This is a genomic window from Pseudomonas sp. OV226, from assembly GCF_003148705.1.
Taxonomy (GTDB): domain Bacteria; phylum Pseudomonadota; class Gammaproteobacteria; order Pseudomonadales; family Pseudomonadaceae; genus Aquipseudomonas.
Map to the genome: position 1 here is coordinate 1 of NZ_QGGS01000035.1, position 23,047 is coordinate 23,047.

The following is a 23,047-nucleotide window of genomic DNA, read 5'->3' on the forward strand; positions in this document are numbered from 1 at the left end:
ATTTCGGGGTCGACGCGACGTTCGCCCATCATGACTTCCACCGGGTCGCCTGGAATCATGCGAATCAGCGCGAAAGTCAGCAAGGTGATGCCGAAGAACGTGGGGATCAATAACCCCAATCGGCGGGTAATAAAACTCAGCATTAGGGCTTATCACTCTTTATTATTTTTGTAATGCCGGTCAGCGTGCTGGCCGTTCTCAGCAATTTAGGCTGCGTGAGTAAAGGCTCCGGCTCGACGTTTCCCGGTGTGGCGCTTAATTTTTTTCGTTGTAGCAGGTGAGAAAGTCCTCGCCGGTCTGGCGCCGGCTCGAGGAAGGCGAAGGGGGCCGTTTGGCCGGCCCCTGTCGCTCACTGTTCGTTGTAGACGCCGTAGAAGCTACTGAGTCCGAAGGGGCTGATCTGGAAGTCCTGCACACTGGTGCGCATCGGCTGGTAGACCGTGGAGTGGGCGATCGGGGTCATCGGCACCTGCGCTTTCAGGACATGCTGTGCTTCTTTGTACAGCGCAGTGCGCTTGTCCACATCGGAGGTGGCCTCGGCGGCCTTCACCAGTTTGTCGTAGCCAGCATCGCACCACTTGGAGAAGTTGTTGCCGTTGACCGCGTTGCAGGTGTAGAGGGTGCCCAGCCAGTTGTCCGGGTCACCGTTGTCGCCAGTGAAGCCGATCAGCATGGCGTCGTGCTCGCCGGCGTGGCCGCGCTTGATGTACTCGCCCCACTCATAGCTGACGATGTTGGCCTTGATGCCGATTTTGGCCCAGTCGGCCTGGAGCATTTCGGCCATCAGCTTGGCGTTGGGGTTGTAGGGGCGCTGCACCGGCATGGCCCAGAGGGTGATTTCTGTGCCTTCTTTCACGCCTGCAGCCTTCAGCAACTCCTTGGCCTTCTGCGGGTTGTAGCCGGCGTCCTTGATGGACTCGTCGTAGGACCACTGGGTCGGCGGCAGGCCGTTGACGGCCAACTGGCCGGCGCCCTGGTAAACGGCTTCGATGATGGCTTTCTTGTTTACCGCCATGTCTAGCGCCTGGCGTACTTCGAGCTTGTCGAACGGCTTGTGGGTGAAGTTGTAGGCGATATAGCCAAGATTGAAGCCTGGTTGACTAGGCATCTTGATGTTCTTGTCTTCCTGCAGCGGCTTGATGTCGGCCGGGCGCGGGAAGGAGGTGATCTGACATTCGTTCTTTTTCAGCTTTTGCATGCGCACCGAGGCGTCGGTGGTGATGGCGAAGATCAGATTGTCGATCTTCACGTCTTCAGGCTTCCAGTAATCCTTGTTGCCCTTGTAGCGAATCTGGGCGTCTTTCTGGTACTTGCTGAACACGAACGGGCCAGTGCCGATCGGCTTTTGGTTGATGTCCTGGGCCTTGCCTTCCTTGAGCAACTGGTTGGCGTATTCGGCCGACTGGATCGAGGCGAAGCTCATGGCCAGATTCTGGATGAAGGCTGCGTCGACACCCTTGAGGGTGAACTTGACGGTACGGTCGTCGACTTTTTCGACCTTGGTGATCTTTTCGTTCATCCCCATGTCGGTGAAGTAGGGGAATTCGGTGGGGTAGGCCTTGCGGAACGGCATGTCCTTGTCGAGCATGCGGTTGAAGGTGAACAGCACGTCGTCGGCGTTGAAGTCGCGAGTCGGCTTGAAGTAGTCGGTGGTGTGGAACTTGACCCCGTCACGCAGGTGGAAGGTGTAGGTCAGGCCATCGGGAGAAACGTCCCAGCTGGTTGCCAGGCCCGGGATGACCTTGGTGCCGCCACGTTCAAACTGCGAGAGACGGTTGAATACGGTTTCGGCTGAGGCGTCGAAGTCGGTCCCCGTGGTGTATTGGCCTGGGTCGAAGCCAGCTGGGCTGCCTTCGGAGCAGAACACCAGGTTGCTGGCGGCGTGGGTGAAGCCGGAACCGAGGATCAGGCCGGCGGCGATCATGGTCTTGAGCGTGGTTTTTTTGCGCATGCGAACCTCATTGTTGTTATTTTTGAGGGCGGCAGATCAGGTAGTCCATTCCTGGGGGGATGCACCTGACCCTGCGGCTTTACGGGCTGTAGGCTGCCTGTCATTTGCGAACAGGCAGCCGAAGGCCGACGTCCTGGCTCGGGCGGTAGCGCTGAAGTGGGGAGAGGGACGCTCGCGCCGCCACCGGCCGAGGCAAAAATTAAGTCAATCTAAAATTAATTTCAACTTAAATTAAGTAATACTTACATTTTAAGGGCGCACGGTCAGGCCGCGGGGTGATCGTCGAGCAGGCCGCCCATGGTGGTGACGACCAGCACTTCGGCAACTTCGTTGCCAGAATTGGCGATGGAATGTTGCTTGGTGGAGTCAAAATGCACCGATCCCCCCGGGCCGAGCGGGTAGGTGTGGCCTTCGATGGTGTAGACGATTTGCCCGGAAAGCACATAGGTAAACTCTGCGCCTTCGTGGGAGATGAGCTCGGACTGGTAGCCCACTGCCATGGTCATCTTCATCGCATTGATCAGGTTGCCGGGGAAGTTGCTGGACAGGCGCTCGTAGACCAGCGGCTGGCTGCCGATGGAGTACCGCACGCGCTGGCCCTGGTGGGAGTCGGGCTGGGGCTGGGTGGGCTGGTCGAACAGGGTGTTGAGCGGAATGCCCAAGGCATTTGCGATTCTCGCCAGCGAGGAGATGGACACGCCAGTGAGGTTACGCTCCGCCTGGGACAGGAAGCTGGCTGTGAGGCCTGTTTCAGTGGCGACTTGATTCAGGGTCTTGTTGGCGGCACGGCGGTAGCGGCGCAACCGTTCCCCGATCTGTTCTGCGGTCATTGGCGTGGCTCGTGTGCTGAAAGGCGCCAGTATAACGGGCAGCGCATTGTCGAAAAGGCTTTTCGCCATATTGAAATTAAGTGGGGCTAAAAAAACGTCTTGACCGCTTTTTAAGTCAGGCTTAAATTTCGCGCACTGCAACATAACTCAGGAGAACGAGATGACAGTGGGTGTAGGTGGCAAAACTCCGGAACAGGCGCTGGCCGGCCTGGCGAAGATGACCGCGGGCATGCAGCCCATCGGCCTCGACGAATACCAGTCACGCATTGCCAAGGCCCAGAGCCTGATGCTCGAGCAGGGTATCGCTGCCCTCTACCTGAACGCTGGCAGCAACCTGTGCTACTTCACCGGAGTGAAGTGGAGCCCGAGCGAACGCATGGTCGGCGCCGTGCTGCCCGCCAACGGCCCGCTGGCCTATATCGCCCCGGCCTTCGAAGAGGGCACCATCCGCGACTTCCGCGAGGTGGATGGGGTTATCCATGGTTGGCATGAGCACGAGAGTCCCTACCGCCTGCTGCTCGACATGCTCGCTGGAATGGGCATCGCCGCCGACGCAGTGGTGGGCCTGTGCCCGTCCCTGGCGTTCTTCATGTTCGACGCAATCCGCCGCCTCGGATCGGGCTTCGAGTTCGTAGACGCTTCTTGCGTGATAAACCAGTGTCGCTATCACAAGTCCGCTACAGAGTTGGCGCTGATGCAGCGCGCCAAAGACATGACCCTGGAAGTGCACAAGGCTGCCGCCAGCATCCTGCGCGCAGGTATCAGCACCACCGAGGTTGCCGAGTTCATCCGCGAGGCGCACCGCAAGGTGGGCGCGCCGGGTTCGACCTTCTGCATCGTTCTGTTCGGCGAGGCCAGCGCCTTCCCCCACGGGGTGAAGCACGCGCAGGTGCTCAAGGACGGCGACATGGTGCTGATCGACACGGGCTGCCTGCTCCACGGCTACCAGTCGGATATCACTCGCAGTTACGTGTTCGGCACCCCGAGCGACCGCCAGCGCGCCATGTGGAACCTGGAAAAGGCCGCCCAGCAGGCCGCCTTCGACGCCGCGCGCCTGGGCGAACCCTGCCGGGTGGTGGATGCCGCTGCGCGGCTTAGCCTGGAAGCCGCCGGTCTCGGCCCGGACTATCAGTTACCCGGCCTGCCGCACCGCACCGGACATGGCATCGGCCTGGACATTCACGAAGGGCCCTACCTGGTGCGTGGTGACCAGACGCCGCTGGCCGAGGGCATGTGCTTCTCCAATGAGCCGATGATTTGTGTACCGGGCGAGTTCGGTATTCGCCTGGAGGATCATTTCTATATGACCGCCACTGGCCCGCGCTGGTTTACCCAGCCGAGTCATTCCGTAGACGACCCGTTCGGGTTGGAGGCCTGAGGGAAGGCGATTGTTCGAGGTGGCTCGCTGCCTGTCACGAAGGGTCGGTAGCGGCCCTTCACTTCAGACAGCTATCGGCAAGGAGTGGACACTCGGAAACTCAACCGCGCACCAGGTAGGCCCCTGAAGGAACCCGATATCGCAGCTTCTTGCATTTGCCGGATGCAGGCTGATGCCCCGGCGGGCGATCAGGAAACCAAATTCGGCATTTGCCCGGAGGCGGCATATGGCCGCGGGGAATCTCAAGCTCAGCGTACGCCCGCTCTGGCTCGACATTCACCATTTGCAAGTTTCCTTCGGCCCCGGTTCTGCCAGCCGTCGGTACATCCGAAACCCGATCTGCCCCTGCACTAGCGAAGTTGCCAGCGTCACGCCCGGTGTCCGGAGTGGATGGTTCAACAACCGCCATCTGCGCTTCGCGGCGCCTTTGGGTCTCCTCCTCCAGCCCCTTCTGCACTGCGACCTGGTCCTCTTTGCCAATGGGTGGGGTACCCGAGGATTGGGCCTGCTGCGCCGCCTGGATCAATTGGAAGTTACGGTTGCGCAACTCGACGTTGCGACCAACCCTCATGTTCGAACGCGCCGCCAAGGTTTCAGCCTGCTGGTATTGCCCCTGCTGAAGACGCAATACACCGAGGTAATGCAGCGTCGCGGGATTGTTCGGCTGGATATGCAGGGCACGCTCCAGCGTTGCGGCGGCCTGGTCCAGATGGCCATTTCCATACTGCCGCGAGGCTGTTTCGATCAAGGTGGTTGATGCGCTGTTGCTTTGCGCGGGTGCTCTTCGCTCGGCAGCGACAGAACAAAACGACGCGACGGCACAGAACACCAGGATGAGGCCTGGCAGAAAACTCTTGGTTGGCATCAGGGGGCTGACTCGACTGAACTCGGACGGCGTAAAACAGACCACAGCGCTGCTCGGCATTTCCGATACAGGGCCGCTATTGACCTGGCCAACACCCTGAAGTTCCTGGGGCAACGGGGACTATTTAAGCAACGGTTTCCTAGAACTTTTCCCTATTTATCGGTCTATGTGGATAGGCACATCCGCTCGTAAGCACGCCCCCCCGCAGGCTTACCACAACCAGATCGCCACACGTCCAATTGTCCATCAGAGGTTGCCTTCGCTCATGAAATTCCATGTCCCACGGATAGTGCTCGTCGGCCTGTTCGCGTTCGCGGCAGTGAGCTCGGCATCAGCCACACAGATGAAAACCTCAACCCCGGTTTTCGCCACTGAAGTCACAGCCATTCAATCGCCTGTCCAGGCCGCCGGCAACCCTTGGCCGACCTTGGCCAGTATGACCGGCAAGCAGCCAGGGCCGTTGCTAGCCCATGACGATCGATACTGGCATGACGGCCGTTGGCACGATCGTAGAGACGATTGGCGCCGAGATGAATGGCGCAGAGATAATTGGCGTAGAGAGCAAGCCCGCCGAGAAGCTGAACGTCGTGATTGGGAGCGCCACCAGGATCGGGCCATGCGGCATCGTTACGAGGACGATCACCGTTACTATCGTCGCTAGTGCGAATCCACGGCGTAGAGGACGCTGAAGTTCACGGCTGGGGTAAGCCTGAGGTGGTCACCCCGGCGAAAGGCCCCGCTCAATCCGCAGCCTGCGACGCCGTCGCCACCTCGGCGCCGCCCCCGGCGTGCGTGCCGCGCTCCTTCCTTAGACCCGTGCCTTCAGCTTTGAACGCCAATAGGAGAGGCATGGGACCGTACCCTCACAAAGGCAGCGGTCTATCTGATCTGTTACGCTCGTTCCTTCCTTTCTCTTTCGCCACTTGTGGCCTTTTCAATGACAATACTCACCCCATGACTAACCAAACGCCTGAGCCTCAATCCGTCTACAGCCCCATCTCCAGCAGCGCGATCTTCATCGTTGCAACGGTGGCTCCGGGTAGCGACTGCGCGGAGAAAGTACGGGGCTAGTGCGCAGACATCGCGGCCCTTACGCGATCAGTCGGCAAACGGGTGCCCTCCGGAAAATTGTCGTGCGTCTGCGGCTTTGGTTCCAGTGCCTGGGACTTACTCTTTGGTCAGCCGCGCCCCGCCTCACTCCACCCGTTTCGCGAGTTTGGCACTGAGGGACGTCGCGCGATGGCAACGTCGGGGGACGTTTTGCTGCACATTCGTGCGGACCAGATGGACCTGTGTTTCGAATTGGCGACGCAGTTGCTTTCGGCGCTGGGCGATGCGATTTCAGTCGTTGATGAGGTCCAGGGTTTCCGTTACTTCGACATGCGCAACATGGTCGGCTTTGTGGATGGCACCGAAAACCCGGTGGGTCGGCATGCAGTCGACTTCACAATCATTGGCGATGAAGATCGGGCGTTCAGCGGCGGTAGCAACCTGCCGGATGCCAGCGTGCTCGCCCCCCTGGGCGTGGTCATGCGCAAAACCGAACCGCGCTCGGCCATCGCCGAAAAATGTTTTGCTGAAGCCCGAAAACTGTTTGCAGCAAAGAACCCGATCTAAAGTGTCGCCTGAATTGCCCAGGCCATTTCTTACAATGGTCCCACCTTGCCGAACCCCTGACCTGCAAAAGCCTCAAAACAATCGTTAAATGGCAGAATTGCCTTAACTTGATCCTTTTTGAGGCCACCATGCTTCGCGTGCTTGAACGAAGACTCGACCCTTTCCCACCCGATGAAGCACCGCCGCCACCTGTCGGCCTGGTGCGGTTCCTGTGGGCCTGCACCCGCGGCGCCCGCGGTTATATCCTGGCGTTTGCGCTGCTCAGTGCCAGTGTGTCGATTTACGAAGCCTGGTTGTTTTCCTTTCTCGGGCAGGTCGTGGACCTGCTCTCCACCTGGCAGGCCGGCGGCGATGCACAGGCGCAGGAAAGTCGAGTGCTGTGGGGCATCGGCATCGTACTGATCACCAGCATCGGGTTGGTAGCACTACGCACCATGGTGCAGCACCAGATATTGGCGATTAATCTGCCGCTGCGGCTGCGCTGGGATTTCCATCGCCTGATGCTGCGGCAAAGCCTTTCATTCTTTTCCGATGAGTTCTCCGGCCGGGTGACGACCAAGGTGATGCAGACCGCACTCGGCGTGCGCGAGGTCCTGTTCACCGTCATCGAAATCGCCCCCGGGATCGGGGTTTATTTCATCGCGATCATCGCACTGGCCGGCGGCTTCGACCTGAAACTGATGCTGCCTTTTATTGCCTGGATCGCCTTGTTCGGCCTGGCCATGCTGTACTTTGTGCCACGTTTGGGGCAAGTCGGGCAGGAACAGGCCCATGCGCGGTCGTCGATGACCGGGCGCATCTCGGACGCCTACACCAACATCACCACTGTGAAGCTGTTCTCGCACTCCAATCGCGAGGCACACTTCGCGCGCGCGGCGATGGAGGATTTCAAGCTGACCGGCTTTCGCCAGATGCGTCTGGTCAGCCAGTTCGAGATCGTCAACCAGGCGCTGGTGGTCGCGCTGATTATTGGAGCTGGCGGCTATGCCCTGTGGCTGTGGCACCAGGGCGAAGTCGGCACGGGGGCCGTTGCGGCGATTACCGCCATGGCGCTGCGTATCAACGGCATGTCGCATTGGATCATGTGGCAGATGACCTCGCTGTTCGAAAGCATCGGCACCGTGCAGGATGGCATGGCGACCTTGACCCGTGGCCCCAAGGTGCAGGATGCGCCAGACGCCGGAGTGCTGGTGCCCGCCGGCGGCGCGGTGACCTTCGACAATGTCGGTTTCAACTACAACGGTGAACGCCAGGTGCTCGATGGCCTTAGCTTGAACATCTTCCCGGGCGAAAAAATCGGCCTGGTGGGCCGTTCCGGAGCCGGCAAGTCCACGCTGATCAACCTGCTGCTGCGCTTCTACGACGTGGACAGTGGCGAGATTCGCATCGATGGACAAAACATCGCTCAGGTGACACAAGACAGCCTGCGCAGCGCCATCGGCATGGTCACTCAGGACACCTCCCTGCTGCACCGTTCCATTCGCGACAACATCGCCTACGGTCGCCCGGATGCGACCGACGCGCAAGTCCGCAGGGCCGCCGCCAACGCCCAGGCCGATGGTTTCATCAGTCAACTGAGCGACCGGCAAGGCCATACCGGTTATGACACCCTGGTGGGTGAGCGCGGTATCAAGCTTTCGGGTGGCCAGCGCCAACGCATTGCCATCGCCCGGGTGATGCTCAAGAACGCCCCGATCCTGTTGCTTGACGAGGCCACCAGCGCCCTGGATTCGGAAGTCGAAGTCGCCATCCAGGAAAGCCTCGATGAAATGATGGAGGGCAAGACCGTCATCGCCATCGCCCATCGGCTGTCAACGATCGCGGCCATGGATCGGCTGATTGTCATGGATGACGGACGCATCATCGAACAGGGTACCCATGCCGAATTGCTGCGTAAAAACGGCACCTATGCGCGGCTTTGGCATCATCAGAGCGGTGGGTTTCTGGGCGAGGATCAGGGGGTGGCTGAGACGATGGAGTAGGCATGAGCGGCCGTTGCTGGCGAGACAATCATCCAGCACGACACCCAATCGGACACCCTCAAGAACGTCAGGATGGGTCGAGCGCTGCGCACTTCGAGAGGCAGCAGTCGGCCGATTGTGTTGAAAAAGTCGGCCATGGTTTCCGCAGCTGAAAAGTACGCGTCCGAGATTGAAATCTTTACTTTCGTCAGAGGTTTTCAGACGCAGATTTCACGTAGCAGCGTGTAAAAAAGGCGTTTTCACCGGTCAATGATCAGGCAGTTTTGGATGGCCGACTTTTTCAACAGAATCGGCCAGAAGCGGACACTCACCGATCCCCAGTTATTTTCAGAGGGCGACGGCTGGTAGTAATCGACCGAACAGGATGGAAGGAGCAACCTTTAAGGCTCCTCTTCCCCGCCCTCACTCCCACCAGAGATATTTAAGACAACCGATAGTCGACCTGATGTCGCGCGATGCGTGAATTACCCAACTCCCCTTTCACCCGTAAATGTTCGGGATGGGAAGCGTAGGCGTCCAAGGCTTCCTGGGATTCGAATTCACTGTAGAGCACCACATCGCACGCATAGTCGATGCGGCTGAAGTCGACGCCAACCTCGATTTTCAGAAGCCCAGGTATCAGCCCGGCCAGTCCTTCGAAACGCTCCTTTAGAAACAGGCACGCCTGCCTGTGCGCTTCAGGCGTTTCCCCTTCCAGTTTCCACATCACGATGTGCTTGATCATCGCGGACTCCCCCATCGTGTCGGTCATGCCAGCCATTTCAAACCTTGCTCTTCTGGTAAACATCCACGAATACCGCCGCCAGTAACACGGCGCCCTTGATCATCTGCTGGTAGTCGATGCCGATGCCCATGATCGACATGCCGTTGTTCAGCACACCCATGATGAACGCACCGATCACCACACCGACGACCTTGCCTACCCCACCGGAAGCGGAAGCGCCGCCGATGAACACTGCCGCAATGACATCCAGTTCGAATCCGGAGCCCCCGCGTGGTGTAGCGCTGTTCAGCCGGGCTACAAAAATCAGGCCTGCCACCGCTGCCAGCACGCCCATATTGACGAAGGCAAAGAAGGTCACTCGCGACGTGTTAATCCCCGACAGCTTCGCAGCCTTGAGATTGCCGCCCACAGCGTAAATCCAGCGGCCGATCACGGTGCGGTTCATGATGAAGGTGTACACACCGATCAACACGCTCATGATCACCAGCACCGTAGGTATGCCGCGATACGTAGAAAGCAGGTAGCAGAAGTAAACGATGAGCGCCGTGATCACGCCGTTTTTCAGCGCGAACAACGCCATCGGGGCAGCGTTGCCACCGCTCTTGAGTGTACGTCTGCGACTACGGTATTCGACGATCCAGAACGCTGCCGCAACGGCAATCCCCACCAGCAAGGATGTAATGCGCAGGTGTTCATTGGCAAAGATGTCGGGAATGAAGCCCGAGCTGATCGCCGAAAACGCCGGAGGGAACGGCCCGATCGACTGCCCCTGGGAGATCGCAATGGTCGCGCCACGAAAGATCAGCATGCCCGCCAGGGTGACGATGAATGAAGGCATGCCCCAAATCGCGACCCAGTAGCCCTGTGCGGCGCCAATCAGCGCGCCAGTGGCGAGGCAGATGATGGTGACGGTGAAGAAATCCATCCGGTACTGGACCATGAGTACGGCGGCAATCGAACCGATCACACCGACGACAGAACCAACCGAAAGGTCGATGTGACCGCAGACGATCACCATCAACATCCCCAGCGCCATCACCACGATGTAGCTGTTTTGCAGCAACAGGTTGGTCAAATTGAGCGGCTGCATCAGCGCCCCACCGGTGGCGACCTGGAAGAACACCATGATGACGATCAACGATGCCAGGAGACCGTATTCACGCGCGCCGCGCTTGAATGACGTGAGCGCTGATGGTTTGGATGCGAGAGGTACGCTGACTTCGTTCACTGGATCACCTCGTTTTTCATGATTGCGTGCATGATTTTTTCCTGCGATGCCTCTGCGATCGGAAACTCGCCGACAAAACGCCCTTCGTTCATCACATAAATCCGGTCACAGGTACCGAGCAGCTCCGGCATCTCCGAGGAAATCATCACGACCCCCCTGCCCTCGCTAACCACCTGATTGACCACGCCATAAATCTCGTACTTGGCCCCCACATCGATGCCACGGGTGGGCTCGTCGAGGATCAACACCTTCGGATCGGAAAACAGCCACTTGCCCAGCACCACCTTCTGCTGGTTTCCCCCCGACAGCTTGTCCACCGACTGCAATACGTTGGGGGTACGAATGCGCAGGCGCGTCTGGTAGTCGACGGCCACTTTGGTTTCGGCCAGTTCGTTCATCACCCAGCGTTTGGACACCGCGGCCAGGTTGGCCATACTGGTGTTGCGGGTGATGCTCTCCCCCAGCACCAGGCCGGCACCCTTGCGGTCTTCGGTGGCGTAGGCAAGGCCTTGATCGATGGCCTTGCGCACGGTGCCAAGGTCAACTTCACGTCCTTCCAGGCGAGCCTTGCCGCGAATGTTGGTGCCGTAGGTGCGGCCAAACACACTCATGGCGAACTCGGTACGGCCAGAGCCCATCAGCCCGGCGATGCCCACCACTTCGCCACGGCGCACGTGGAAATTGATATTGCGAATGCGGTCGCGGCCCGGGCGTTCGGGATCGCCCACCGACCAACCTTCGACCTCGAATAGCGTTTCGCCGATCTCGCTGACACGCGACGGGTAACGATCCGACAACTCGCGACCGACCATGGAGCGGATGACCCGAGCTTCGTCGATCGGTTCGGCGCGGCAGTCGATCACGTCGACAGTGCTGCCGTCGCGAATCACCGTGATCTCGTCAGCCACTCGACCAATCTCGTTAAGCTTGTGCGAGATGATGATCGAGGTAATGCCACGCCCCTTGAGTTCAAGCATCAGCTTGAGCAAGGTGTCGCTGTCTTTTTCGTTGAGGCTGGCGGTGGGCTCGTCAAGAATCAGCAGGCGCACGTCCTTGGCCAGCGCCTTGGCGATTTCCACCATCTGCTGCTGACCGATGCCGAGTTTGCCCACCAGGGTTTGTGGGCTTACATCAAGGCCGACACGGGCGAGCAAATCACGGGCCCGCCGGTGCGCCTGGTTCCAGTCGATGACGCCATGCCGGGCAATCTCGTTGCCGAGAAACAGGTTCTCGGTGATCGACAGCATCGGCACCAGCGCCAGCTCCTGGTGAATGATGCAGATACCCAGCGCCTCGCTGTCGCGCAATCCCTGGAAAGTTCTTGGCTTGCCGTCGAAAACAATCTCGCCGGTGAAGCTGCCGTGGGGATAGACCCCGCTGAGGATCTTCATCAGGGTCGATTTGCCGGCACCGTTCTCACCGCAGATCGCATGGATTTCGCCATCGCCGACCTTGAGGTTGACCCGGCTGAGCGCCTTCACCGGGCCAAAGCACTTCTGGATATCACGCATGTCGAGAATTGTTGTTGTCATGTTCTCTCTCCTGCCCGCACGCACCGTACGCCGATCGTCTTAGCGCAACTGTTCCGAGGTGTAGAACTTGGTGTCGTCCACCAGGACTTTCTGCCAGTTGTTGCCGTCGACCAGTTGCGGCGTCAGCAGTTGGGTCGGCACGACCATCACGCCGTTGTCGTAAGACGTGGAGTCATTGACCACCACCGTCTTGCCGCTCAAGGTGGCGTCCATCATCTGCGCAGCGGCTTCAGCCAGTGCACGGGTGTCCTTGAAGATGGTCGAGGACTGATCGCCGCGAATGATTGACTTGATACTGGCGACCTCGGCGTCCTGGCCGGTCACGATCGGCATGGCCGCCTTGCCCGAGCCATAACCCACGCCTCGTAATGAAGACACCACGCCGGTTGCGATTTGGTCGTTCATCGCCAGCACGGCGTCCAGGTGCGCGGTGCTGTAGAAGGCGCTGAGCAGGTTATCCATGCGCGCCTGTGCCTGGGCGCCATCCCAGTTCGGGGTCGCTACCTTCTCCATCGCCTGCTGGCCGCTGCGAATCACCAACTTGCCGCTATCGATGTACGGCTTGAGTTGCGACATCACCCCCGCGTACACCACGTGGGCATTGTTGTCGTCGGTGGAGCCGGCAAAGATTTCCAGGTTGAACGGGCCCTTGCCCTGCGCGAGTTGCAACTTGTCGACGATGGACTGGCCTTGCAGTACACCGGTGCGGTAGTTGTCGAAGGTGACGTAGTAATCGAAATCCTTGGTGTTGCGGATCAGACGGTCATAGGAAATGACCTTGATGCCTTTCTCCTTGGCCTGCTTTAGCACATCGGCCATGGTCGTGCCGTCGATCGGCGCGACAATCAGTCCCTTGATGCCCTTGACCATCATGTTTTCGATTTGCGAGAGCTGGGTCGGTGCTTCGTACTGGGCGTACTGCAAGTCGGTGTCGTAACCGAGCTTCTTCAACGAATCGACGATACTGCTGCCATCCGAAACCCAGCGCGCCTCGGTTTTCGAGGGCATGGCGACGCCGATGGTGCCTTTGGTGCTGGTAGCGCTTTTGTCGCAGGCACTGACGGCCAGTCCCAACAGTAATGCGCCGGCAAGCTTGATGATCGTGTGCATGGTGACCTCTTCTTTTTGTTGTTGGCATTTCTCGGGATGCAGGTCCCCTTCCGACCCTGTAAACAGAGTCGGCCGGGGTATTCGCTAACGGGACTGCGTGTAGCCGATTACTGGGCCAGGATGACTTCCTGGCCGTTCAATTCAGCGGACTCGAACAGCGCTTCGAGAATCACATTGATGTTGTGTGCCTGAGTGGCCGGCACGGTCGAAGGGCTGCCGGTGCGCAACGACTGGACGAAAGCGGCGGCTTCGCGGTCGAAATACACCGGGTTGCCGATCTCGGCGATTTCCGGGGAATAAACCGTTTTGCGCACGGCCCAGATTTCCGGGAAGCTGTTCTCGTTCCAGTGGGTCCAGCCTTGCTGATGGCCGTTCTTGCCATCGTGGTACAGCTTGTACGACGCTGGCATTGGCGTTGAGTGCATAACGCCATGAGTACCGTAAGCGGTAATGTCCCAACTCTCAGTCCAGGGCATTGGGTCCCAGGACATGAAGTCGATGGTGATTAACTTGTCATCGTAGTTGAGCACTGCGCCCACGGCGTCTTCGCGCGCCGAGTCGCTCATCTGCCCGGCGAACTTAGTGATCCGCGCATTGACCGAGTTGGGCATGCCGAAGTGCAGCAGCAAACGATCGATGGTGTGGCAGCCAATCACGTAGAAGGCGCCACCGCGGTCGCCCGGTTGTTTCATGTGGTTGGTGTCGGCTTCATCGTGGGAGCAACCGGCATGGGCGCGCACTTGCAGGACCTTGCCGATTTCTCCGCTTTGCAGCACTTGCTGCATCTTTTCCACCGACGGCGCGTAGCGCCAGCAGTAGCCCACCTGGAACAACCCACCGGTGCGCTCAACCGCTTCGACGATACGCGTGGTATCGATGGTGCCGCGACCCGCCGGTTTTTCGCAAAGCACCGCCTTGCCAGCTTCCAGGGCTTCGATGGTCCAGTCGGCCATCAGGTAGCTTTTAGGGTGTACCAGTACGACGTGCACATTCGGGTCGGCGAGGATTTCTTCCTTGCTGCGCGCCTGCAAGCCCAGGGCATCGCAGAATGGCTCAAGCAAAGGGCTGTCGTCGTAAGCACCGAGGAACTGCGCGCCAGGTATGCGTTTGAACGCTTTGACGCGGCCCGACGTGTGCGGGTGAGTAATCCCCAGGCAGGCCACACCGATGGTGGCGCCACTCTCAAGCTTGTAGGACATGGTGTTCTCCTGATGTTCTTGTCCGAATTGGCGAATGACCGTTCAAGCTCAGAGACGGACTGCGCGCCCGGTCTTGACCGACTCGACGGCGGCATCGGCCAGCTTCAGGGCCTTGAGACCGTCCTGTACGGTGGTCGGCATTGGGCTGCCTTTGACCAGTGCATCGATGTAGGCATCCAGTTCGGCCTTGTAGGCTTGCTGATAACGCTCAAGGAAGAAGTTCAGCAACGGCTCGCGAGCGTCGGTGACGTCCTGGGTCCAGCGACGGATGGTGGTCGGACGCAGGTTGTCCATTTGCAGCATGCCTTTGGAGCCGAACACCTCAATGCGCTGGTCGTAGCCGTAGACCGCCTGACGGCAGTTATTGATGTGGCACTGTTTGCCGGATGCGGTCTGCATCTGCACCATCGCAGTGTCGTAGTCGTCATACTTTTCCATCATTTGCGGGTCGATCAGACGGCTGCCAATGGCAGTCAGTTCGACCGGCTCCTCACCCAGCAGCCAGCGGCCGATGTCCAGGTCGTGGATGGTCATATCGCGGAAGATGCCGCCCGAATGTTCAATATAGTCTTCCGGCGCCAGACCCGGATCGCGGCTGCTGATGATCACCTGACGCACTTCGCCGATATCGCCGGCTTCAATCGCCGCGCGCATTTCTGCGAAGGTGGTCTCGAAGCGGCGGTTGAACGCCAGCATCACCCGGCCGTTGAGGCGCTCCACTTCTTCCACCGCGGCCAAGCTCTTGGCCATGTCCAGATCGATGGGCTTCTCGCACAGCACCGCTTTGCCCTGGCGCACGGCACGCAGCATCAGGCTGATATGAGTGTGGGTCGGGGTGCCGATGACGATGGCCTGAACGTCGTCGCGATCGATCGCTGCTTCACAGTCGGTCATGGCGTCAGCGCCGAGTGCACCGGCCAATTGCTCAGCAGCACTACCAAATGGGTCAGCCACCACCACCAGTTTCGCGAACGGGCTGGCCGCAACGTTGGCTGCGTGAATCTTGCCGATGCGGCCGGCGCCGAGAACTGCGATACCTACCATTGTCTTTCTCCTGAAAAATCTGTTGTTCGTTGTTGAGTACGAGCAAAAATTGACGTCGTGGACCGGTGCATCAATTCGGGAACTTGATGCCTTCGAATTGCGCGATGGTCGTTTCAAAGGTTTTCTTGGCCACCACATCCAGCGGCAGCTTGCGCAGTTCAGCGGAGATCAGCTCCACGCCCCAAGGCCCGTCGTAACCGACGTTGACCACTTGCTGGATGAACTCCGGCACGTCCAGCTGGCCTTCGCCACAGCATTTGCGGTAGTGCGTAGAATCGTTGAACAGGGTTTCGACGATGGCGTGATTGGCGTCGTCCAGTTCGATGGACTTGATCAACTCCAGTGGGATCTTGGCGATTTCATCGAAGCTCATGCCGCCACGCGCCACGTGCCAGGTATCCACCAGAAGGCCGCCGTTGGGGCGCACACCTTCGGCCACGGCGATGGCGAGATCGATGGTATTCACGCTGGAAAACGGCAGGAATTCGATCACCACATTGGTGCCGAAAGGTTGGGCCCGATCGCACAACAGCGCAAAGGTGTCACGCATACGGGCGATGTCGGGCGGCCCGTCTTCGAACAAACCGGCAGCAACCTTGAGGCTACGCGCGTCGAGTTCGCCAGCGACTTCCAGCAATTCATCGCGAACCTTGTCCGACGCCGCACGACGTTCGCCCTCCAGATGCCAGTCCGTCAGGAACTCGACTTCGAGGTGTTTGATGCCGTTGTCCTGAAAGATATTGCGTACGGTGGAAATACCCAGCTTTTCAACGTTGTGCAGGATGTCGGCATGCACCAGCCCCATGCCGCGCCAGCCGGCTTTCGAAGCCGCCTCTGCACGTGCTTGCAGGGAAAACGGGCTGATCTCGCTCGGAGCGCCGGGGTAGGTGTCGCCAGCGAGTGTCCAGTAGGCAGCAAGCAGTTCAATGTTTTTGTTTGGCATGGCGATCACTTATGAGTGAGTGGTTTCAGGACGGTCGATAACAGATGTTGATGATTCAGGCCTGGGTCAGGACAAAGTCCCAATTCACCGCCAGGAACGGCACCTGCAAGTCATAACGACTGGCAAGTTGCGGGTCGGTTTGGGTCGTAAACTCGGCAATCAATTCCTTCTTCACGCCGAACACCGTGTCCTCGTGCAAATACGGGCAATCGGGGGTGAAGATGTGGGTGATGACCTGGTCGTAACCTTCGGCGGTCACAATGAAATGCAAATGCGCGGCGCGGTTGGGATGCCGCCCCAGATCCCCCAGCAACTTGCCTACCGGACCGTCGGCGGGAATCGGGTAGTGACGCGGCTTGACGGTACGGAATGCGTAATAACCATCAGCATCGGTGGTGAACAGACCGCGCAGGTTGTAATCCGGTTGTACGCCTTTTTGCTGCACGTCGTAAAAGCCGTCGTCGTTGGTCTGCCAGATGTCCAGAGTCGCGCCGGCGATCGGGTTGCCCGCGATATCGAGCACCCGACCGCTGACCAGCGTCGGCTCGCCCTTGCCGTCCAGGCAGATGTTCGCGCCATTCTCGTAGCGCGGTGCATCGGCTACGTAGAAAGGCCCAAGGATCGTGTTAGGCGTCGCGCCCTTGGGCCGCCGATGGTTGATCGCATCCACCAGCATGGTCGCGCCCAGCACGTCCGACAGCAGAATGTATTCCTGGCGCCAGTCAGTGCACATCTGCCCGGTCTGGGTCAGGAACTCGATAGCCTTGAACCACTCATCATGGGTCGGTTCGATTTCCTTGATGGCTGCATGCAGATGCCGGGTCAGCACCGACATGACCTCGACCAGCCGCGGGTTCGCGTCGACCGAATTACGGGCATTGACGATCTCGGCGGAGTGTTCCTCTTCGAAAAGGCCGCCGATGGCGATGTCGGTATCCAGATGAGCAGTCATGACTTTTAATCCTTGTTTCATTGTTCTTGAAGGCCGGCAGGCTCTTGATATTTGGACTGCCGGCAGACGCTGGTCGTTCTCAATAAGCTTGAGCGTCGACAGCGCGCCATTTGCGGCCATTGAAACGTTGCTTCATTTGCTGCTCGATTTCTTCCAGGGTCAGGCCCTTGGTTTCCGGCAACCACAACGTGCAGAAGATGATCGAGCCAATGTTCACCACGGCGAACAGGAAGAAGGTCATGCCGCCCAGCACGCTCAGCAACACCGGGAAGACGAAGGCAACGATGGCGTTGAAAATCCAGAACACGCTCACCGAAATGCCATTCATCAAACCGCGTGCATGGGTCGGGAACAGTTCCGACATCAGCAGCCAGTAAACCGGGCCGATGCACATCTGCATGAAGAACAGGAACACCAGCACGCCGGACAGTGCCAGGTAGCTTTGCAGCAGCGAGTGCGGCATGAAGTTGAGCACCACACCGAGGAAGATCTGCGCCAGTACGACGACGGTCAGCCCCAGCAACAACATCGAGCGACGGCCCATGCGGTTGATCACCCACATGCCAATCAACGTGGCGATCACCGAGACCACACCATTGCCGATGGTCGCGATCAGGGCGGCGTTGATGCCCATGCCGGTCTCTTTGAGAATCATCGGCGTGTAGTACATGAACGCGTTGACGCCGGTGAACTGGATGACGAAGCCAAGACCGATACCAATGGCGAGCAGCTTGAGCAGCCAGGGTTCGTTGAGCGTGGCGAGCACACTGGTCTGGCGCGCTTCGACTTTGCACTGGGAGATGATTTCCTTCAGCTCGCGGTCCGCTTCATGCTGCGTATCACGGATGCCGGCTAGTACTGTCTTGGCTTCTGCAACGCGGCCTTTGCTGACCAGCCAGCGCGGCGAGGTGGGGACGAAATGCATGCCGACATAAAGCAGCGCCGCCGGGATCAAGGCGATGGCCAGCATGTAGCGCCAGATCGTCGAGCTGTCGAACAGGTGCGCCAACCCGGCACTGGCGACGTAAGCCAGGCATTGCCCTGAAACAATCATCAGTTCGCTCTGGCACACCAGTCGGCCGCGATGTTTGGGGGCTGCCAGTTCTGCAATCAATACGGGAACGGTGGAAGATGCACCGCCAACGGCGATGCCGAGAATGAAACGCGTAACGACCATGGACCACATATCCGGCGCCAGCGCGGTACCCAGGGCGCCCAATGCAAACAGCAGGGCCAGCGCCTTGAGCACGCCGAGACGACCATAACGGTCGGACAGTTGCCCGGCGAACAGCGCACCTACGGCGCCGCCAAAGATCAACGAGGACGCGACCAGACCTTCCGAGACCGGGGTCAGACCGAGGCCGCCCTGGCTGGCATCCAGTGACATGAAGGGCAGCGCTCCGGAAATGACACCTGTGTCATACCCGAATCCCAATGACCCCATGGTAGTGATGGCTGCAATTCGCCAGAGAATCTTCGACGAAGCACCGACAGTTTGACTGCTAGACATGAGGTCAACCTTTATTGAAGTTATGTGTGCTCTCAGTGGAATCGAGACTACTGCCATTGAATCGGAAAACAAACGCCCTAACGGCAAATGTGTTTTCCACTAGATGGAAAACTGAGAATTCCGGCAGTTAAGTCGCGCGAACGCGCGACTTGGGGGGATGGAGCGGAACGCAGTATCAGCGCGTCCAGAAGCGCTCATATTCATGCTCGGCAAAGTCCGCGAGCAGAAAATCGATGAACACGCGCAGCTTGGTAGGCATGTAGCGTCGGCTCTGGAACGCCATGTTGATCGTCAATCGCGGCAGGTCCCAGTCATCCAGAACCGGGATCAGGCGCCCCGCCACCAGATCGGCGTTGATGATGTACTTGGGCTGCACCAGGATGCCGCCACCGGCCAGGGCCGCTGCCCGGACGATCTGCCCATCGTTGGTTTCCAGCATGGGTTCGACCTTGATCGCGACCTCTTCGTCGCCTTTGGTGAAACGCATGACCCGGGGCTGGTTGGCATGGCTGTAGATCAGTACATCATGTTTAGCCAGATCTTCGATGGTCTTCGGCGTGCCCATGCGTTGCAGGTAACCCGGTGAAGCGGCCAGCACCCTGCGCGTTTCGGCCAGGCGGCGAATGGTGATGTTGGAGTCAGGCTCGTATTCCTTGGTCCTGATCGCCAGGTCTATCTCGCTGTCGATGATGTCGAAATAGCGGTTCTCGCCCAGGACCTTGACGTTGATGTGTGGATATTTCTTGCGAAACGCCGGGATCAGCGGCGCGATATGCAGCATGCAAAACGAAATGGACGAGGTAATGGTCAAGGTGCCGACCGGCTGTACCAGCGATTCGGTCAGCGAAGCCTCGGCTTCCTTCAACTCACCGAGCAGGCTTTTGCAACTGGTATAGAACTGATGACCAGAATGGGTCAGCGCAAGACGACGTGTATTACGATCGATCAACCGGACGTTGAGTCGTTGCTCCAGTGCTACCAGGTGTCGACTGGCGGCGGCGTTCGATAAGCCGAGCAGTTCTGCCGCCTTGCTCAAGGTACCCACTTCCGCCGTCGTGACGAAAAGCTCCAGTTCGGTTAACCGATCCATTGAGTGCTCCGCTTCTACTTTTTCATATATGAAATAAAGATTTTCTTTATCAGTCTTTTTTTGCGTTGTCCGGAACTATAACGTGCAGCGCTATAGCCTGAACAGAGCCGTTGGCGGCACACCCGCGACAGGCAGACAGGGCACAAAAAAACCAAAAAATCCCGGAGTCACGATGCGTAATCTGGACGAAGCCTCCATCACTCAAGCCGTACTGGCGCGCAACAGTGGCACCACGGATGCGCGCCTTTGCGAAATCATGACCAGCCTCGTGCAACATCTGCACGCCTTTGCCCGCGACACCAAACTGACCGAACAGGAATGGCAGCGTGGCATGGACTTTCTCGCCCAAGCGGGCCAAATGAGTTCAGCGGATCGTCAGGAGTTCGTGTTGCTTTCCCATACTTTGGGGCTGTCGACACTGGTGCTGGCACAGAACGACAAGAACCCCAAGGGTTGCACCGAGCCGACAACCTTTGATGTGTTGCAGGCAAAGAACGCCAGAATCTTCGATCTGGGCGCTGACATCAGCGCGGGCCTTGCCGGGCCCAAGTGTCATGTGCGCGGCGTGATTCGCGATGTCAGAGGCAACGTCGTTCCAGGCGCCACCTTGCAGATCTGCATGGCCGGCGGCAGCGGTGCCGATAACTGCAACCAGGCGCTGATTCAAGCCGAGCAGGCGGGTGAGTACCATTTCTGGACCGTCGTACCCGACTGTCAGCCCATCCTCGACGACGGTCCGGTTGGCCAGATGCTTGCGTCGCTCAACCGCCACCCATGGCGCCCCGCGCACCTGCAATTCACCATCAGTGCTCCCGGTTATCAACGCCTGACCACCCAGGTATTTCGTGAAGGCGACCCGTATCTGGATTCCGATGCGGTATTCGGCGTGCGCTCTTCATTAATTACCGAGTGGACTGCCCACGAACCCGGGCTGACTCCCGACGGCACATTCAGCAGTGATGCCTTCCATACCCTCGCCTTCGATTTTGTCCTGACCAAACGTTGAATCGCACCCGTGCGCGAGGAAATCATGCTCGACGAACCTTCCATTACCGCAGTCATCAGTGCACTCGAAGCAGCACGTTACCTGGCCATGCGCCAAGGTGACTTGCAAACCTTCGAACGCCTGTCGCATCCCGAGTTGACCTATGTCCATTCCAATGGGCTCAAGGACAGTCTGGACAGCTATTTGAACAAGTGCCGTGAAGGTCTCTACGTTTATCACCGCATTGATCATCGGCTTGAGGAAGTTCGCTCGTCAGGGAATACCGCCCTCGCCTTTGGTGAAATGTCAGCCGACATCACGTCCCACGGCATCGACAAAACCATTCGCAACCGCACGCTGACGGTCTGGCTCAAGACCGGCCTGCAATGGCAGCTGCTCGTCTATCAACCCACGCCTATGGCAAAGCCCTCAGCGCTTTGATCGCCCCCGGAGAACTGTCTCATGTCCACCCTGCCCTTCATCTACAACGGCCAGCCCTCGCGCGTCATATTCGGCAAAGGCTCGCTGCAACAACTGGAAGCGGAAATCGATCGGTTGGGCGCCAAACGAGCACTGGTGCTCTGCACCCCGGAACAACGGTCCCAGGCTGAACATATCGCGCAATTGCTGGGCAATCGCGCCGCCGATATTTTCGACAAGGCCGTCATGCATGTACCCATCGAAACCGCCCGCCAAGCTCGTGAAGTGGCGAATAAACTGGGTGCCGATTGCGCCATCGCGATCGGCGGTGGCTCGACCACGGGCCTGGGCAAGGCGATCGCCATGGACTCGGGTCTGCCGATCCTGGCGATCCCGACCACCTACGCCGGTTCTGAAATGACACCGGTATTCGGCCTGACCGAAAACGGTCTCAAGCGCACCGGCAAGGACCCGCGCGTCCTGCCAAAAACCGTGATCTACGACCCTGAACTCAGCGTCAGCCTGCCCCTGGACATGTCCATCACCAGCGGCATGAACGCCATCGCTCACGCGGCCGAAGGCCTGTATGCCCAGGATGGCAATCCGGTAATGTCATTGATGGCCGAAGAAGGGATTCGCGCTCTGGCCGAAGGCATGAAAAAGATCAAGCAAAACCCGGCTGATCTCGACGCGCGCGGCGATTGCCTCTACGGTGCCTGGCTGTGCGGCACAGTATTGGGCAACGTCGGCATGGCACTGCATCACAAGCTGTGCCACACCCTGGGCGGCAGCTTCAATCTGCCGCATGCACAAACCCACACCATCGTGCTGCCCCACGCCATTGCGTACAACCAGCCTGCCGCACCAGCACTGTCACGCATCAACCGAGCGCTGGGCGTCGACCATTGCAGTCCCGCCGCCGCATTGTTCGATCTTTCCAGCTCCCTGGGCGCACCGACCCGACTCAAGGATCTTGGCCTGACCGAGGCGGATCTGGATCGCGCCACCGATATCGCTTTGTCCAACCCATACTGGAACCCGAGACCCATCGAAGCGCAGGCAATCCGCCAGTTGCTTCAGGACGCCTATGACGGCGTTCGTCCACAGTAGACCGAATAATGAACACAAAGTCAGATCGAGTGCTTTGTGCACTCGGTTTGCACTCGAACGGACATCCCTAGATAGCTTGCCAAGGATCACCCACCAAAAAGTAGCTGATAGAAAAGCGTCTTCTAAGTCGGATCATTACAAACGACGCTCTACCGTGTCTGTAAGCGCCCATTATGAAAGGCAGCAATCGGCCAAGAGCGGACAGTGACCGAATACATCATTAGGCAAATAGCAACATGCTGGCGTGATCAGCGAGTAGCGCCTTGAACATTAAAGTGGTTGTCGATAATTTCGATGCGTTGATGGCAAAGTGACTTGAGCCGAACGATTTACAAATCCATCGGACTCCCTAGGCTCAGAATGCAGATCCTCGATACGAATAACAGGCTAGACACCTATCCACGGCCGATGAAAACAGGCTGGAATCCGTCTGCGAGCGTTTAACTCCGTCGTTGCGAGCAGCCCATCGACTGCTCAAGGTCGCGCGCACACTGGCGGACCTTGAACAAGCCGACGGGATCAGACGCGAACATTTGGCCGATGGGCTGCAATATCGGCCGACAATGCTCTAGCCGGT

The 23,047-nt window shown here is 58.8% G+C and carries 19 protein-coding genes and 4 pseudogenes; 9 read left to right on the forward strand and 14 right to left on the reverse strand.

The genetic code is table 11. The features are described from left to right. From C7534_RS30770 to C7534_RS30780, 3 genes and pseudogenes are all read right to left on the reverse strand, one after another. Positions 1–143 (reverse strand): annotated as a pseudogene (locus C7534_RS30770) (peptide ABC transporter permease); the annotation flags it as partial. Positions 144–349: 206 nt separating this feature from the next. Next, positions 350–1,951: an ABC transporter substrate-binding protein gene (locus C7534_RS30775; protein WP_046032421.1), complete on the reverse strand. Its 1,602-nt coding sequence runs from the start codon at positions 1,949–1,951 to the stop codon at positions 350–352. A gap of 263 nt (positions 1,952–2,214) precedes the next feature. Next, on the reverse strand, positions 2,215–2,781 hold the full coding sequence (locus tag C7534_RS30780) for a helix-turn-helix domain-containing protein (protein ID WP_109788097.1): 567 nt from the start codon (positions 2,779–2,781) through the stop codon (positions 2,215–2,217). A gap of 160 nt (positions 2,782–2,941) precedes the next feature. Between C7534_RS30780 and C7534_RS30785 the strand changes: the two genes are divergently transcribed. Continuing rightward, entirely contained in the window at positions 2,942–4,159 is a 1,218-nt protein-coding gene (locus C7534_RS30785) for a M24 family metallopeptidase (protein WP_109788098.1), read from the forward strand. 100 nt (positions 4,160–4,259) lie between these two features. On the opposite strand, the gene C7534_RS30790 is transcribed toward C7534_RS30785, so the two are convergent. Further along, entirely contained in the window at positions 4,260–5,024 is a 765-nt protein-coding gene (locus tag C7534_RS30790; protein WP_109788099.1) for a tetratricopeptide repeat protein, read from the reverse strand. Between the two features lie 265 nt (positions 5,025–5,289). Here C7534_RS30790 and C7534_RS33025 point away from each other — a divergent pair, with 265 nt between their 5' ends. The 4 genes and pseudogenes from C7534_RS33025 to C7534_RS30805 all read left to right on the forward strand — a co-directional run bounded on the left by C7534_RS33025 (position 5,290) and on the right by C7534_RS30805 (position 8,623). Next, complete coding sequence (locus C7534_RS33025; RefSeq protein ID WP_109788123.1) at positions 5,290–5,685, forward strand: hypothetical protein; 396 nt, start codon at positions 5,290–5,292, stop codon at positions 5,683–5,685. 293 nt (positions 5,686–5,978) lie between these two features. Next, positions 5,979–6,512 (forward strand): annotated as a pseudogene (locus C7534_RS30800) (Dyp-type peroxidase); the annotation flags it as partial. Beyond that, positions 6,513–6,641: pseudogene (locus C7534_RS33030) on the forward strand (LysR family transcriptional regulator); the annotation flags it as partial. It abuts the pseudogene before it with no gap. A gap of 128 nt (positions 6,642–6,769) precedes the next feature. Further along, positions 6,770–8,623 (forward strand): ABC transporter ATP-binding protein, encoded by a 1,854-nt coding sequence (locus C7534_RS30805; protein ID WP_109788100.1) that lies wholly within the window; start codon positions 6,770–6,772, stop codon positions 8,621–8,623. Between the two features lie 421 nt (positions 8,624–9,044). Here C7534_RS30805 and C7534_RS30815 read toward each other — a convergent pair whose 3' ends face one another. The 10 genes from C7534_RS30815 to C7534_RS30860 all read right to left on the reverse strand — a co-directional run bounded on the left by C7534_RS30815 (position 9,045) and on the right by C7534_RS30860 (position 19,955). Next, a complete protein-coding gene (locus tag C7534_RS30815; protein WP_109788124.1) occupies positions 9,045–9,347 on the reverse strand; it encodes a Dabb family protein in 303 nt (100 codons plus the stop codon). A gap of 37 nt (positions 9,348–9,384) precedes the next feature. Beyond that, positions 9,385–10,575, reverse strand: a complete 1,191-nt coding sequence (gene mmsB / locus C7534_RS30820; protein ID WP_109788101.1) for a multiple monosaccharide ABC transporter permease — start codon at positions 10,573–10,575, stop codon at positions 9,385–9,387. Continuing rightward, the gene (gene mmsA, locus C7534_RS30825) at positions 10,572–12,107 is read right to left on the reverse strand and encodes a multiple monosaccharide ABC transporter ATP-binding protein (protein WP_109788102.1); all 1,536 of its coding nucleotides are present in this window, start codon (positions 12,105–12,107) and stop codon (positions 10,572–10,574) included. The genes mmsB and mmsA overlap by 4 nt, the downstream gene beginning before the upstream one ends. 39 nt (positions 12,108–12,146) lie before the next feature. Beyond that, complete coding sequence (gene chvE, locus C7534_RS30830; RefSeq protein WP_109788103.1) at positions 12,147–13,217, reverse strand: multiple monosaccharide ABC transporter substrate-binding protein; 1,071 nt, start codon at positions 13,215–13,217, stop codon at positions 12,147–12,149. 107 nt (positions 13,218–13,324) lie between these two features. Continuing rightward, the gene (locus tag C7534_RS30835; RefSeq protein ID WP_109788104.1) at positions 13,325–14,416 is read right to left on the reverse strand and encodes a Gfo/Idh/MocA family protein; all 1,092 of its coding nucleotides are present in this window, start codon (positions 14,414–14,416) and stop codon (positions 13,325–13,327) included. A gap of 48 nt (positions 14,417–14,464) precedes the next feature. Next, the gene (gene iolG / locus C7534_RS30840) at positions 14,465–15,460 is read right to left on the reverse strand and encodes an inositol 2-dehydrogenase (protein ID WP_109788105.1); all 996 of its coding nucleotides are present in this window, start codon (positions 15,458–15,460) and stop codon (positions 14,465–14,467) included. Between the two features lie 70 nt (positions 15,461–15,530). Then, on the reverse strand, positions 15,531–16,403 hold the full coding sequence (locus C7534_RS30845; protein WP_109788106.1) for a sugar phosphate isomerase/epimerase family protein: 873 nt from the start codon (positions 16,401–16,403) through the stop codon (positions 15,531–15,533). Between the two features lie 55 nt (positions 16,404–16,458). Continuing rightward, a complete protein-coding gene (locus tag C7534_RS30850; protein WP_109788107.1) occupies positions 16,459–17,355 on the reverse strand; it encodes an intradiol ring-cleavage dioxygenase in 897 nt (298 codons plus the stop codon). Between the two features lie 79 nt (positions 17,356–17,434). Further along, positions 17,435–18,865: a sugar porter family MFS transporter gene (locus tag C7534_RS30855; RefSeq protein ID WP_109788108.1), complete on the reverse strand. Its 1,431-nt coding sequence runs from the start codon at positions 18,863–18,865 to the stop codon at positions 17,435–17,437. 175 nt (positions 18,866–19,040) lie between these two features. Then, positions 19,041–19,955, reverse strand: a complete 915-nt coding sequence (locus C7534_RS30860; protein ID WP_109788109.1) for a LysR family transcriptional regulator — start codon at positions 19,953–19,955, stop codon at positions 19,041–19,043. Positions 19,956–20,127: 172 nt separating this feature from the next. Here C7534_RS30860 and C7534_RS30865 point away from each other — a divergent pair, with 172 nt between their 5' ends. The 4 genes and pseudogenes from C7534_RS30865 to C7534_RS30880 form a co-directional block, all read left to right on the forward strand. Further along, positions 20,128–20,961 carry a dioxygenase gene (locus C7534_RS30865; RefSeq protein WP_109788110.1) on the forward strand — a complete coding sequence of 278 codons (834 nt, stop codon included), beginning with the start codon at positions 20,128–20,130 and terminating at the stop codon, positions 20,959–20,961. Between the two features lie 24 nt (positions 20,962–20,985). Continuing rightward, positions 20,986–21,381 carry a nuclear transport factor 2 family protein gene (locus C7534_RS30870; RefSeq protein ID WP_109788125.1) on the forward strand — a complete coding sequence of 132 codons (396 nt, stop codon included), beginning with the start codon at positions 20,986–20,988 and terminating at the stop codon, positions 21,379–21,381. Between the two features lie 21 nt (positions 21,382–21,402). Beyond that, positions 21,403–22,470, forward strand: coding sequence for a maleylacetate reductase (locus tag C7534_RS30875; protein ID WP_109788111.1), 1,068 nt, complete (start codon positions 21,403–21,405; stop codon positions 22,468–22,470). Between the two features lie 395 nt (positions 22,471–22,865). Then, positions 22,866–23,042: pseudogene (locus C7534_RS30880) on the forward strand (YifB family Mg chelatase-like AAA ATPase); the annotation flags it as partial. Positions 23,043–23,047 lie beyond the last annotated feature (5 nt).

Bases quoted from the DNA above. Each gene is read 5' to 3' on its own strand.
- C7534_RS30775 (WP_046032421.1), bottom strand. From the start codon at position 1,951: ATGCGCAAAAAAACCACGCTCAAGACCATGATCGCCGCCGGCCTGATC.
- C7534_RS30780 (WP_109788097.1), bottom strand. From the start codon at position 2,781: ATGACCGCAGAACAGATCGGGGAACGGTTGCGCCGCTACCGCCGTGCC.
- C7534_RS30785 (WP_109788098.1), top strand. From the start codon at position 2,942: ATGACAGTGGGTGTAGGTGGCAAAACTCCGGAACAGGCGCTGGCCGGC.
- C7534_RS30790 (WP_109788099.1), bottom strand. From the start codon at position 5,024: ATGCCAACCAAGAGTTTTCTGCCAGGCCTCATCCTGGTGTTCTGTGCC.
- C7534_RS33025 (WP_109788123.1), top strand. From the start codon at position 5,290: ATGAAATTCCATGTCCCACGGATAGTGCTCGTCGGCCTGTTCGCGTTC.
- C7534_RS30805 (WP_109788100.1), top strand. From the start codon at position 6,770: ATGCTTCGCGTGCTTGAACGAAGACTCGACCCTTTCCCACCCGATGAA.
- C7534_RS30815 (WP_109788124.1), bottom strand. From the start codon at position 9,347: ATGATCAAGCACATCGTGATGTGGAAACTGGAAGGGGAAACGCCTGAA.
- mmsA (WP_109788102.1), bottom strand. From the start codon at position 12,107: ATGACAACAACAATTCTCGACATGCGTGATATCCAGAAGTGCTTTGGC.
- chvE (WP_109788103.1), bottom strand. From the start codon at position 13,217: ATGCACACGATCATCAAGCTTGCCGGCGCATTACTGTTGGGACTGGCC.
- C7534_RS30835 (WP_109788104.1), bottom strand. From the start codon at position 14,416: ATGTCCTACAAGCTTGAGAGTGGCGCCACCATCGGTGTGGCCTGCCTG.
- iolG (WP_109788105.1), bottom strand. From the start codon at position 15,460: ATGGTAGGTATCGCAGTTCTCGGCGCCGGCCGCATCGGCAAGATTCAC.
- C7534_RS30845 (WP_109788106.1), bottom strand. From the start codon at position 16,403: ATGCCAAACAAAAACATTGAACTGCTTGCTGCCTACTGGACACTCGCT.
- C7534_RS30850 (WP_109788107.1), bottom strand. From the start codon at position 17,355: ATGACTGCTCATCTGGATACCGACATCGCCATCGGCGGCCTTTTCGAA.
- C7534_RS30855 (WP_109788108.1), bottom strand. From the start codon at position 18,865: ATGTCTAGCAGTCAAACTGTCGGTGCTTCGTCGAAGATTCTCTGGCGA.
- C7534_RS30860 (WP_109788109.1), bottom strand. From the start codon at position 19,955: ATGGATCGGTTAACCGAACTGGAGCTTTTCGTCACGACGGCGGAAGTG.
- C7534_RS30865 (WP_109788110.1), top strand. From the start codon at position 20,128: ATGCGTAATCTGGACGAAGCCTCCATCACTCAAGCCGTACTGGCGCGC.
- C7534_RS30870 (WP_109788125.1), top strand. From the start codon at position 20,986: ATGCTCGACGAACCTTCCATTACCGCAGTCATCAGTGCACTCGAAGCA.
- C7534_RS30875 (WP_109788111.1), top strand. From the start codon at position 21,403: ATGTCCACCCTGCCCTTCATCTACAACGGCCAGCCCTCGCGCGTCATA.